We start from the raw sequence: 13,770 nt of genomic DNA, 5'->3' as shown, positions 1-13,770 counted from the left end.
TGTAGGATCATCTATTTTTTGACAATATTGCCATCGTGTGCCAAGAGGATTTTCATGAGTCAAGTGGACACCGAAGTACGTCCAAGTAACTTCATTCGTAATATCATTGATGAAGACCTAAAAAGTGGTAAGCACAATCAAGTGCACACCCGTTTTCCGCCAGAGCCAAATGGCTTTTTGCACATAGGTCACGCAAAATCAATTTGTTTGAACTTTGGTATCGCTAAAGATTACCAGGGACAATGTAATTTACGTTTTGATGATACTAATCCTGAAAAAGAAGATATTAACTATGTTAAATCGATTCAGGAAGATGTGCGCTGGTTGGGATTTGAATGGTCTGGCGATATTCGTTATTCATCAAATTATTTTGACCAATTGCATCAATATGCCGTTGAATTAATCACTAAAGGGTTGGCTTACGTTTGTTTTTTAAACGGTGAACAAACCCGTGAATATCGCGGTACATTGAAAGAGCCGGGTAAAAATAGTCCATATCGTGATACGTCTGTTGAAGAAAACCTCGCGTTATTTGAAAAAATGCGCAAGGGAGAATTTAAAGAAGGCGAATGCGCCCTGCGCGCCAAAATAGATATGGCTTCACCTTTTATGTGCATGCGTGACCCGATTATTTATCGTATCCGTTTTGCACACCATCACCAAACGGGTGATAAATGGTGTATCTATCCTATGTATGATTTTACTCACTGTATCTCTGATGCAATTGAAAACATCACCCATTCGATATGTACCTTAGAGTTTCAGGACAATCGTCGTTTGTATGACTGGGTATTAGATCATTTAGATGATTTTCAGGCGCCAAACCGTACTCGTCAATATGAGTTTTCACGCTTAAATCTTGAATATACTTTGATGTCTAAGCGTAAGTTAAACGACTTGGTGACTCGTAACCTAGTGAGTGGTTGGGACGACCCTCGTATGCCGACAATTGCGGGTTTACGTCGCAGAGGTTACACGCCGGGTGCTATTCGTGAGTTTTGTTTGCGCATTGGTGTGACAAAGCAAGATAACTTGGTTGAAGTGGGTATGTTAGATGCCTGTATTCGTGAAGAGTTAAACGACCATGCACCACGTGCTATGGCCGTGCTTCGTCCAATTAAAGTGGTTATTGAAAATTACCCACATGCTGAACCTGAATGCATTCAGGCTGCGGCGCACCCATCAAATGAAGCCATGGGAACACGCGAGTTATTTTTCGGACGTGAGTTATTTATTGACGCTGAAGATTTTAAAGAAGAAGCCAATAAACACTTTAAACGTTTGGTGTTAGGCAAAGAAGTGCGTTTACGTAATGCCTATGTCATTAAAGCTGAGCGTTGTGATAAAGATGCCGAAGGTAACGTCACTACGGTTTACTGTAGCTATGATGATGAAACATTAGGTAAAAATCCTGCGGATGGTCGTAAAGTCAAAGGCGTAATCCATTGGGTGGAAGCATCATCGGCTAAACCTGCTGAGTTCCGTTTGTATGATCGTTTATTTACCGATGCAAACCCAGCTGCCTTCGATACGGTTGATGAAGTGATTAACCCTAATTCATTAGTGGTGCAACATGGTTTAGTTGAACCAAGCTTAGTTTCAGCCCCAGCTGAAAAAGCCTATCAGTTTGAACGTGAAGGGTATTTCTGTGCTGACAGTAAAGACTCAAGTGCAGAGCACTTGGTATTTAACTTAACCGTACCTTTAAGAGATTCATTCGCTTAAAACATCTTATGAAATTAAGGCGCATTGTGCGCCTTTTTTGTTATTAAAAGTGTAGAAAGTCCATGAAAATAGTTGCTGATGAAAATATGCCTTATGTTGAGGCATTATTTGCTGAATTTGGCCAAATTGAGTTTGTTAACGGTCGCACCTTAACGGCTGAGCAAGTCAAAGATGCTGATGTCTTATTAGTGCGTTCTGTAACGAAAGTGGATCAGGCATTAATTGAAGCGGCGACAAAGCTTGTATTTGTTGGCAGTGCCACCATTGGAACCGACCACATAGATTTAGATTACTTACAACAACGAGGTATTGCGTTTTCCAGTGCTCCTGGTTGTAATGCCACCGCTGTAGGCGAATTTGCTTTTATCGCATTGCTAGAGCTTGCCAAGCGACAGGGAACACAGTTAAAAGGCAAAGTGATTGGCATTGTTGGAGCAGGCAATACAGGGACTGCCGCAGCTAAGTGTTTCGAAGCCTATGGTTTACAGGTTATATTGTGCGATCCGATTAAACAGGCCGAGGGCGATAGCCGTCAATTTGCCTCACTCGATGAGTTAATTGCCAAGGCCGATGTGATTTCGTTGCATGTGCCTATTACCAAAGTGGGTCCACATAAGACATGGTATTTATTTGATGAAACACGCCTCAATACATTGAAGCCAAACACTTGGCTGATGAATTGCTGTCGAGGTGAAGTGATTGATAATCATGCTCTCATCAAAGTGAAGCAAACTCGCGATGATGTAAAAGTCATTTTAGATGTGTGGGAGGGGGAACCTAAGCCTATCGCAGAGTTGGTGCCTTTAGTTGAATTTGCCACACCGCATATTGCCGGTTATAGCCTAGAGGGCAAAGCAAGGGGGACGTTTATGTTATATCAAGCCCTTTGCCTACTATTACAACGACAACCGACCAAATCACTTACGGCGCTATTACCTCAATTTGAGTTTCAGCAGTGGTTAAATAACGCCGAATTAGATGAAAGCAAGCTACTTAAAATGTGCCGTTTGGTATTCGATCTTCGTGATGACGATGCGTTATTTAGGCAGTCATTTCATACCGCAGCAGGGTTTGATTTGCTTAGAAAACACCACACTCATCGTCGTGAATTTAGTGCCCTAGCCGTGAAAGCTGCCAGTGATAATGCATTTTCTGCAAGTTCAGATTGCATAAACATGTTACATTCATTGGGGTTTTCACAGTAATTATTACTATTTATTAGGCATTCTTTAGCTATTTTGCGACAAGTGTAGTCAGTTGAGAAAAAATCAGCTAAATCACGACATTTTTCACTATTCAACCCTAGCATATGCTCAATAAACTAGGTAGATTGTCTGTTCAATAAGATTATTAGGAGTCGGGCGTTAATATGTCTCAAGAATTTAATGTTGTCGTTTTAGGTGCATCGGGCGCAGTGGGTCAAACAATGATTGAGATCCTTGAAGAGCGTAATTTTCCGGTTGCTAAGTTATTTCCTTTAGCGAGTAGTCGCAGTGCTGGTGAAACCGTTAGTTTTCATGGTAAGCAAGTTGAAATTCTTGATGTAGAAAAATTCGACTGGACTCAGGCACAAATTGGGTTCTTTTCGGCTGGTGGTGACGTGTCTGCAAAGTGGGCGCCAATAGCAGCAGAAGCTGGCTGTGTGGTGATTGATAATACTTCACACTTTAGATATGACATCGATATCCCATTAGTGGTACCAGAAGTTAACCCAGAGGCCATTGCTGATTTTCGTAACCGCAATATTATCGCCAACCCGAATTGCTCAACCATTCAAATGTTGGTTGCCTTAAAGCCAATCTATGATGCATTTGGTATTACACGGATTAACGTGGCCACGTATCAATCAGTATCTGGTACGGGTAAAAAAGCCATCGATGAATTAGCCGGACAATGCGCTAAATTATTACAAGGCTTACCTGCAGAACCCAGTGTTTATCCAAAACAAATTGCGTTTAACGTGTTACCACAAATTGATAAATTTATGGAAAACGGCTACACCAAAGAAGAAATGAAAATGGTGTGGGAAACACAAAAAATCTTTGGCGATGACGAAATTGTCGTCAACCCAACGGCGGTTCGTGTGCCAGTATTTTATGGTCACTCTGAAGCCGTTCACCTTGAAACCCGTGAGCCCGTTGATGCAGAAGCGGTAAAATCTGTGCTTCGCGATGCACCAGGTGTGGTACTTTTTGAAAGTGATGATGATTATCCAACGGCGGTAACAGACTCTGCTGGACATGATCCTGTTTTTGTTGGACGTATCAGAAAAGATATTTCTCATTCTCATGGTATAAATTTATGGGTAACGGCCGATAACATTCGTAAGGGTGCGGCCTTAAACAGTGTACAAATTGCTGAAATTCTTATTCGTGATTACTACTAAGTAGCCGATGAATTAACTATTACCTCAGGTAATAGAGTGATTTAGTGTAAAAAGCCCGCATATTGTGGGCTTTTTTAGTTTTAGGCTTGCCTCAATGTAGCAGGGCTGACAAACTTAGTTTATAGTCGTAAAAATGCCAAAATTTCATTTATCAATAACAACTAACGAAATTTATAGGCATATAACAAACGAAAAAAATGACCTAAAGCCAGTTGTCATGATGACAAATATTTCGTGCTAAAAGGGAAGGACTGAATGACATCTCGTACTTCATATTGGGTGGGTTTACTTTTATGTGCCACCACAGCAATCTCTGCTACCCAGCTTATTGCTTCGGCACAGGCCGATACGCTTAAAATTACCGGACCCAATGGCGAGGTTAAACAAGCACGGCAGTATGGTCCTACGACGCCTTCTGATACTTTTTGGAGCATAGCTCAGAAAGTTAGACCAAGCGATAAAGTCACTATTTATCAAGTGATGTCGGCATTATTTGATGCCAACCCACATGCATTCAGCGACAATAATTATAATAGCCTCGAAAAAGGTATGATTTTAGTCATACCTTCAGCTGAAGTGATGGCAGCCATCCCCAAAGCGCAAGCTAAATTGCGTGCCGAACGGGATGACAGATTAGCCAGAACAGCCAGAGCTGCAGCCACACCAAGACCTTCTGCCAACAACAATGTGGTTAAACCAGTTCAACCAAAACCTGTTACGCCAGAAAAGCCATTACAAATCACACCGCAACAACCTAATTTGGTTGCCAAGACCGAGCCGCTAAGCGCTGCTAATAAAAATGAGATTGCACAATTAAATGCCGACCTCGACAAAGCGAATAATAAAACTTTAATGCTGACCGATGAGCTTGCTAGAGCGCAAGATCAATTAATGGTAACCCGAAGCGATAATCAAGTATTAAAACAGAAAATAGAAGAGCTGACTCAGATAATCAGTAATCTGGAAGAGGATGTTCAATTACAACTTGAAAAGCATCAGCTGTTAGTTAATAAAAATGAAATGTTGGCCACAGAATTGGAAGAGGCAAACAAGCCAGAAATAGAACAACCTTCTGATTTTTGGCGTAATTTGACTAATAATACCGGTTTGTTAATTGCCGCCGCTACTTTACCCATTTTATTGGTATTTGGGGTGATTTTTCTAATATTGCGTCGTCGTACAGGGGCCAAGGAAGAACAGCCTAAATCGGCAACTGAAACGGTTTCAGAGCCCAAAAATGCGGTGTCTGATGCTAACAATGAAAATGACTTAGAAGATCTTGCTGTTCATCTTGATAGTGACGATGAAGAGTCCATTGATGATCTTCTCGATTTAGACAGTTTAGATATGCAGCCTGAAACAGATCTGCATATCGATGATGACCAAATGGATATGGCTGCGGCCATGTTCATTGAAGAGCCTGAAAAATCGCCAGAGCCTGAGATTGAAGAAGACGATGAGGTCACTTCATTAGATGACCTTTGGGCAGAGGCGATGGAGGAGCAAGACTCTGAACTTGACCCTTTAGAAACCGATGAAGATCTCGATAATTTGCTTGCTGGGTTAGATGATGATCTTGATGAGCCCGCGGTATTGCCTGCTCCGGAAGATGATTTAGATGCCCTATTGGCAAATATTGATGATCAGCCAGCTGATTTAATTGATGACACCCCAAAAACAGCAGTATCAAGCGAACAAGATAATATAGACGATCTGTTAGCTGGTTTTGATTTGCCAGATGATGATATCAATGTTTCTGAAACACTTACCGATAATCTCGATAGCAAAGTCGATGAAGACGACATCGACTCACTGCTAGCCGGATTTGATTCAGATGACAGTGATGTGGCGACTGAGTCAGCAGGCAAGGATGATTTGATTGCTAACATTGATGCTGAGTTAGGATCTGATAATGATCTAAATAGCCTGTCTGCGACTGAAGCCGACGATGATATCGATGCCTTGTTAGCCAGCTTTGAAACTCAAGATGCCTCTGAAACTGTAGACCCACAAAGCGCTGCGCTTAGCTCAGATGAAGATAGCTCAGATGATAATGAAGACTTAACTGATGTAATCGCCGCTGAACTTGAATCAGACGATGAGGTAATCAGCAAAGATGTTGATGTAGCAGAAGATGGTGACATCGATGCCTTGTTAGCCAGCTTTGATACACAGGATGTCACTGAAACTGAATACCCACAAAGTGCTGCGGTTAGCTCTGATGAAGATAGCTCGGTCAATGATAATGAAGACTTAACTGATGCAATCGCCGCAGAACTTGAATCAGACGATGAGGTAATCAGCAAAGATGTTGCTGTAGCAGAAGATGATGACATCGATGCCTTGTTAGCCAGCTTTGATTCACAGGATGTCACTGAAACTGTAGACCCACAAAGCGCTGCGCTTAGCTCAGATGAAGATAGCTCTGCAGAAGATAGCTCGGTCGATGATAATGAAGACCTAACTGATGCAATCGCCGCAGAACTTGAATCAGACGATGAGGTAATCAGCAAAGATGTTGATGTAGCAGAAGATGATGACATCGATGCCTTGTTAGCCAGCTTTGATACACAGGATGTCACTGAAACTGAAGACCCACAAAGCGCTGCGGTTAGCTCCGATGAAGATAGCTCAGATGATGATAATGAAGACTTAACTGATGCAATCGCCGCAGAACTTGAGTCAGACGATGAAGTTATCAGCAAAGATGTTGATGTAGCAGAAGATGATGACATCGATGCCTTGTTAGCCAGCTTTGATTCACAGGATGTCACTGAAACTGTAGACCCACAAAGCGCTGCGCTTAGCTCAGATGAAGATAGCTCTGCAGAAGATAGCTCGGTCGATGATAATGAAGACTTAACTGATGCAATCGCCGCAGAACTTGAGTCAGACGATGAAGTTATCAGCAAAGATGTTGATGTAGCAGAAGATGATGACATCGATGCCTTGTTAGCCAGCTTTGATTCACAGGATGTCACTGAAACTGAAGACCCACAAAGTGCTGCGCTTAACTCTGCAGAACATAGCTCGGTCGATGTCGCTGAAGACAACGAAGGTTTAGTCGATACTCCCCCTGTGAAGTCGCCCCTTGAAGCTGATGACGACTTAAATGAATTATTAGCCAGTTTTGATTCTGATGAAGCTCTTGATTTCGACGAAGTTCCAGAAAATGATCATCATTTAGACGCACTGTTAGCTGATTTAGAAATGGCTAGCATGGAAGATGAAGCTAATGACAACCTGTCTCTAGACATGATTGCCGATGATGAAGCTGATGATTTAACAGGGTTGATTGCTGAGTTAGAACAAGCTAAAGAACCCGCTACAACCAATGAAGATTTGGATTTAAATACCTTAGAATCTGAGCTATTAAATGCTAGTGATACTAAAGATACCAACGCTCTCTCAGCTGATGAGATTGATGATTCAATACTATCAGATGCTGAAAATGAACTTGATGCCCTGTTAGCGAGTATGGGGGCGGAGGAAGCAGGTTTAGCTTCAGCAGAAGATGAGGATGCTACAGATTTTGATTCTCTCTCATTTGAAACTGATATTGATTCAGAGTCAGATGTTGATGTGACTAAAATAAAAGGCACAAACGTTAAAGCTGAAAAAGATTCTGGTTTTTTCAATGATTTGAAAGCGGCTAAAAAGCCACAAGAAAATATGTTGGATTGGGAAACGGATCTCTTTAATAGCGCAAATAAGTCTTCTTCTAACAATCAGGCCATTTCAAATCTCAGCGCTAAAGATGATGCAACTGATTTTAGCGATTATGACCTAACGGAATTTACGTTATCTGATGACTTCTCTGACGACGAGTTTGTGCTAGATGAGGATGGTCTTACCGTTGATGAAGCCCTTGCAGCACTAGACAAAGAAGAGGGGCAGGCGACTTCACCACAGATAACTGAAGCAGAGTTAAGTCATTTTGAGCGTGAAAATGGTTTTATTGATATTAATAAATTACTTAACGATGCCGATGAAGATGGTGGTCCGGTTTCTGATAATTACAAAGATGTCGATGTTGATATGGGTGGGGTTGAATCATTGTTGGGTAATGCCAATATGGTGGATGTCGATGATGAAGAAAACTCAGTGAATGCTAAGTTAGATTTAGCCCGTGCCTACATTGAGATTGAAGATGAAGATAGCGCCAAAGCACTGTTAAAAGAAGTGCAAAATGATGGTAATTCTCGTCAGCAAGCTGAAGCCAATGCTTTATTAAGAAAATTAACCTAAGTTTAAGGCTCTTTTTTAAAACGACGCTTAGACCAGCGTCGTTTTTTTTGTGCTAAAATACGCGCCATTTTAAAGTGAAAGGGTCAAGTTATGCGGATAGCCTTAGGTGTCGAATATGATGGCAGCAACTATTTTGGTTGGCAGCGCCAGGCAGAAGTGGATTCTGTTCAGGCACAATTAGAAAAAGCGCTTTCGTATATTGCCAATAAACCGGTTGAAGTGTTGTGTGCGGGCCGAACGGACTCTGGTGTTCACGGAACCGGTCAGGTGGTGCATTTTGAAACCGATGTGATTCGTCCTATGTCAGCATGGACATTTGGTGTAAACACGCAATTGCCTGACACAATAGCCGTTCGCTGGGCAAAAGAGGTTGATGACAGCTTCCATGCTCGCTTTAGTGCTACCGCTAGGCGTTATCGTTATATCATTTATAACCATGCTTTACGCCCAGGGATCCTACGTCAAGGCGTGAGTCATTATCATGGTGATATTGATGAATCTCGCATGCATCAGGCGGCACAAGTGTTACTTGGAGAGCATGATTTCACCAGTTTTAGGGCGGTACAGTGCCAATCAAATACACCATTTCGAAATGTGCATCATGTGCGAGTTACCCGCCAAGGCATGTATATCATGGTCGATATTAAAGCCAATGCTTTTTTACATCACATGGTGCGAAATATTGTCGGTTCATTAATCGAAGTCGGATTAGGTAATCAACCGCTAGATTGGTTAGGCCAATTGTTAATGGCGAAAGATCGAAATTTAGCTGCGGCAACCGCAAAACCCAATGGTTTATACTTAGTTGATGTGACCTATCCTGAACAATATGATTTGCCAAAACTGGCCTTAGGGCCTTTGTTTATGCTGGATTAATACACTGTAAGGCTGCCACTTAGATGGATACAATTAAAATCGCGATGCCAAACCATCAAGCAAATTTAGATGAATGGTTGCACTACTTATTAGCTATTCACCCAAGTGAAATTGATATGGGACTGGCAAGAGTTTCTGAGGTTGCCGAGCGATTGGCGCTGATGGATTTAGCGCCTGCGCAGGTGATTACGGTTGCAGGAACAAATGGTAAAGGCACCACCTGCGCCATGCTTGAGTCTGTATTAATCCAAAGCGGAAAAACGGTAGGCGTTTACAGTTCACCACATTTATTACGCTACAACGAACGCGTGCGTATTAATCAAAAAGATTGTCTTGACCAAGAGTTTATCGAAGCTTTTGAGGCCATTGAACAAGCTAGAGCTGAAATATCATTGACCTTTTTTGAATACGCAACATTGGCTGGCTTGTACTTATTTAAACAAGCTAAATTAGATGTGATCATTTTAGAAGTGGGTCTAGGAGGGCGTTTAGATGCCACCAATATGATTGACTCTACCGCGACAATTATCACTTCCATTGATTTAGACCATCAAGAATATTTAGGTAATACGCGCGAATTAGTGGGCCGCGAAAAAGCCGGCGTATGCCGCAAAGGCTGTATCAGTATTATAGGTGAGCCTAATTTGCCCCAATCGGTTACTGAATATGCACAAAGTATAGCGTGTCAATTAATCAGAGTGGGCCATGAGTTCGAATATCAACTACACGCCGACAGCTGGTCATTCTCGACTAAAGCCTTGCAATGGCCATCTTTAACGCTACCTTCACTGCCATTAGCAAATGCTGCCTGTGTAGTGGCTTTAGTTAATCAAATTTGGCCACAAATTAGCGTTGCTGATATTAACCGCGGATTGGCATTAGCAACATTACCTGGTCGGCTAGAGTGTGTGAATCAAGCTCCGTTAGTGTTGTTAGATGTTGCCCATAATCCCCATGCGGCAAAATATTTAGCGCTGCAATTACGTCAAAAGTTGGCGCAAAACGCCAATGCATCAGGTAAGGTCATTGCCCTGTGCGGTATGCTTAAAGACAAAGATATAGCTGGTGTTTTTGCTGAGCTGATTGAGGTGATTGACCAATGGAACTTAGTGACCTTATCCACGGAGCGTGGCGCAACTTCATTACAGCTGCAACATCAACTACAAACTTTGGAACAAGCGCAAACAAACACTCAAAATAAATTAAACATCAATACTTTTGATGATGTGGATGACGCTTGGCAATCGATTAACGCTACTATTCAGCCTGATGATGTGGTAATTGTATTTGGCTCTTTTTATACTGTCGCTGCTTTTAAATCAAAAATGTAATACTGGGAAATTATCTTGAAACGTCAATTTCAAAACCGCTTAGTTGGAACCATCGTAGTTGTCGCGCTTGGGGTGATTTTTTTGCCTGATCTTCTGGACGGAAAAAAAGCCAAAGTAGTAGAAGAATTTACAGAAATTCCTCTACGCCCCGTTAACTCGTATCAAAATAATGATGCGTCACCAGAAGAGTTTGAAGTACTTGAGATTGCCAGTGTAGATATTGATTCAAGTGAAGCAGAACAGCCCCAACTTGCTAAAAATACAGTCAGTGATGATGTAGTTCCATTAGGTAACATCGATGAAGTTACCGCCAGCAAGCCGGTTGCAAAAAGCGAGACTGCAAAAGAAGTCGTAGTTACTAAAACGCCACCAGTGAAAGAGCAGACAAAAAAGGTTATCGACAAGCCTCAAACCCAAACAGCAACATCAACACCAACACAAAAAAGTGTAATTAAATCCGGCTATACACTGCAACTGGGTGGTTTTAATAACGCCAAAAATGTTGAGGCGTTAATCGCACAATTACGGTTATCAGGTTATACCGCTTATACCCTGCCAACCAAACCGGTTGAAGGTAAATTAACCCGTGTGTTTGTTGGTCCAGAAGTCTCAAAACAAAAGCTTGAATCTCGCCAAGCGGCAATTACCAAATTAACCGGGTTAAAAGGCAAAATTGTGATTTACGATCCGATGGACAAATAGTGGTTGATGATCGCAGCTTGTGATTTTATTGTCTGATTCGCTAGGGTTTTATTCGCTCTACCGCTAATTTGTTTATAGTGTAAATTGATTGTTCTTATTCATGTATGATTAATTTGGTTGATAGGGGTGAGAAAAGTCTTCACCTCTGTTAGAATCGCGCCGTCTTAAAGGTTACCCGGATCCCCATCCCAATGGTTTGGATTGATTACGCAATTATTATTGTTATTAGCTTATCTACCCTCATTAGTTTAGTGCGTGGGTTTGCTAAAGAAGCCATGTCATTAGTGGTATGGTTTGCGGCTTTTTTTATCGCCAGTCAGTTTTATCTCGACCTCGCCGTTCATTTATCGCAAATGCAAGATGAAATGGTGCGCAACGGCGTTGCTATTGCTATTCTTTTTATCGCAACGCTTATTATTGGTGCCTTAGTTAATTACCTTCTTGGTCAACTCGTTGCTAAAACCGGTTTATCAGGTACAGATAGAGTACTTGGTGTGTGTTTTGGTGCTATTCGCGGGGCGTTAATCGTCAGCGCGTTACTATTTTTCATGGATGCATTTACCGGTTTTCCTTCAACCAGTTGGTGGAAGGAATCAGTACTCGTACCCGAATTTGGTGTGGTTATTCAGTGGTTTTTTGACTACTTGGAAAACACATCAAGCTTTGTACCCAAAATCTAAAACTATAAAACACCTTACAGTGAGGAACCTTACCCATGTGTGGTATCGTCGGAATAGTAGGCAAGTCTTCAGTTAATCAAACCATTTATGATGCATTGACCGTACTGCAACATCGTGGTCAAGATGCTGCGGGTATCGTAACCGTTGACGTAAATGCGTTTCGTTTACGTAAAGCAAATGGTTTGGTTAAAGATGTATTCGAACCAAAGCATATGCAACGTTTACAAGGTAATGCTGGCATAGGTCACGTGCGTTACCCAACAGCAGGTAGCTCTAGTGCTTCGGAGGCTCAACCGTTTTACGTTAACTCACCGTTTGGTATTTCATTGGCTCACAATGGCAATTTAACCAATACGACTGAATTAGCCGCAAGTTTGTTAAGCAAACGTCGCCATATCAATACCACTTCAGATTCTGAAATTTTATTGAACCTATTAGCCGATGAGTTACAAGAGACTCGTAGCTTAACATTATCAGCCGATGAAGTATTCGATGCAGTGAGTAAGGTTCACGCTCAAACACGTGGTGCTTATGCCGTTTCAGCTATGATCATTGGCCAAGGTTTAGTGGCATTTCGCGATCCTTTTGGTATTCGCCCATTAGTATTGGGTAAACACGAAACCGCATCTGGTACCGAATACATGGTGGCCTCTGAAAGTGTGGCTTTAGATGCCGTTGGCTTTGAAGTGATGCGTGATGTGGCGCCAGGTGAAGCGATTTATGTCACCCTTGATGGTCAGTTATTTACTCGTCAATGTGCCGTGAACCCAAGTTACTCGCCTTGTATTTTTGAATTTGTTTACTTCGCCCGTCCTGACTCGACTATCGATAATATTTCGGTATACGGCAGCCGCGTAAACATGGGTACCAAGCTAGGTGAAAAAATCAAGAAAGAATGGGACGAACACGATATTGACGTGGTTATTCCTATTCCAGAAACCTCTTGTGATGTTGCACTCGAAATTGCCCGTTGTATGGACTTACCCTATCGCCAAGGTTTTGTTAAAAACCGTTATATTGGCCGTACCTTCATTATGCCTGGTCAACAAGAGCGTAAGAAGTCTGTACGTCGTAAACTGAACGCTATTAATGCTGAGTTCAAAGGTAAGAATGTACTACTGGTTGATGATTCTATTGTTCGCGGTACAACCTCAGAACAGATTATCGAAATGGCCCGTGATGCCGGCGCTAAGAAAGTGTATTTTGCTTCAGCAGCACCAGAAATTCGCTTCCCAAATGTGTATGGTATTGATATGCCAACCACTAACGAGCTTATTGCCCATGGTCGTGATGCCGATGAAATTGCAAAAATCATTGGTGCTGACGGGATTATCTTCCAGGATTTAACTGATTTAGTTGAAGCTGTCAGAATGGAAAATCCTGAAATTAAGCGTTTTGAAACATCGGTATTTGACGGTCATTACATCACAAATGATGTCGACCAAGCGTATTTAGACCACATTATGCAATTGCGAAATGATGATGCTAAAGCGAATCGTAATAAAGATATCGGCACTAACTTAGAAATGCACAATGAGTGTCATCCATAAGGTAAATCGTTTACCGATTGAGTGCTAAAAGCCTGCAGAAATGCAGGCTTTTTTGTTTCAATGTTCTGACAAATCTAGGTTTATCTATCATTGTTGAATAAAAATGAGTTATTTTGTCAGTCGTTTTTGCCCCAAGGTTAGTTTGAAATATGGCCTGCGGCCACTAACGTCGTGGTGCTTCGCCCACTAGACCAAAGGGGCAAAACGCACGCTTTTTTTACAAAAGAAGCCCTTTGGAAACCCTCAGCGCCCCTGACGAAAAATGCTGAAAA

Annotated in this window: 9 protein-coding genes; all 9 read left to right on the top strand. The window is 41.9% G+C overall.

All coding sequences use genetic code 11. From position 1 onward, the window contains the following. The first annotated feature begins 54 nt into the window (after positions 1-54). A complete protein-coding gene (glnS, locus tag OHT75_RS01030) occupies positions 55-1,725 on the top strand; it encodes a glutamine--tRNA ligase (protein WP_264724511.1) in 1,671 nt (556 codons plus the stop codon). 62 nt (positions 1,726-1,787) lie between these two features. Continuing rightward, positions 1,788-2,930 carry a 4-phosphoerythronate dehydrogenase gene (locus OHT75_RS01025; protein WP_264724510.1) on the top strand — a complete coding sequence of 381 codons (1,143 nt, stop codon included), beginning with the start codon at positions 1,788-1,790 and terminating at the stop codon, positions 2,928-2,930. Between the two features lie 164 nt (positions 2,931-3,094). Further along, positions 3,095-4,111, top strand: coding sequence for an aspartate-semialdehyde dehydrogenase (locus OHT75_RS01020; RefSeq protein ID WP_264724508.1), 1,017 nt, complete (start codon positions 3,095-3,097; stop codon positions 4,109-4,111). A 255-nt stretch (positions 4,112-4,366) separates the two neighbouring features. Further along, positions 4,367-8,359, top strand: coding sequence for a FimV/HubP family polar landmark protein (locus OHT75_RS01015; RefSeq protein WP_264724507.1), 3,993 nt, complete (start codon positions 4,367-4,369; stop codon positions 8,357-8,359). 90 nt (positions 8,360-8,449) lie between these two features. Beyond that, entirely contained in the window at positions 8,450-9,235 is a 786-nt protein-coding gene (truA, locus tag OHT75_RS01010) for a tRNA pseudouridine(38-40) synthase TruA (protein ID WP_264724506.1), read from the top strand. Positions 9,236-9,258: 23 nt separating this feature from the next. After that, positions 9,259-10,566: a bifunctional tetrahydrofolate synthase/dihydrofolate synthase gene (gene folC / locus OHT75_RS01005; protein WP_264724505.1), complete on the top strand. Its 1,308-nt coding sequence runs from the start codon at positions 9,259-9,261 to the stop codon at positions 10,564-10,566. A gap of 15 nt (positions 10,567-10,581) precedes the next feature. Continuing rightward, positions 10,582-11,268 carry a cell division protein DedD gene (gene dedD, locus OHT75_RS01000; RefSeq protein WP_264724504.1) on the top strand — a complete coding sequence of 229 codons (687 nt, stop codon included), beginning with the start codon at positions 10,582-10,584 and terminating at the stop codon, positions 11,266-11,268. Between the two features lie 191 nt (positions 11,269-11,459). Beyond that, positions 11,460-11,948, top strand: a complete 489-nt coding sequence (locus tag OHT75_RS00995; RefSeq protein ID WP_188842803.1) for a CvpA family protein — start codon at positions 11,460-11,462, stop codon at positions 11,946-11,948. A 35-nt stretch (positions 11,949-11,983) separates the two neighbouring features. Continuing rightward, positions 11,984-13,498 (top strand): amidophosphoribosyltransferase, encoded by a 1,515-nt coding sequence (gene purF / locus OHT75_RS00990; protein WP_264724502.1) that lies wholly within the window; start codon positions 11,984-11,986, stop codon positions 13,496-13,498. Positions 13,499-13,770 lie beyond the last annotated feature (272 nt).

The sequence above is a fragment of the Shewanella subflava genome (genome assembly GCF_025971955.1).
Classification (GTDB): domain Bacteria; phylum Pseudomonadota; class Gammaproteobacteria; order Enterobacterales; family Shewanellaceae; genus Shewanella; species Shewanella subflava.
Note: the sequence above shows the minus strand (reverse complement) of the source record. Positions and strands in the feature narration are given on the sequence as shown.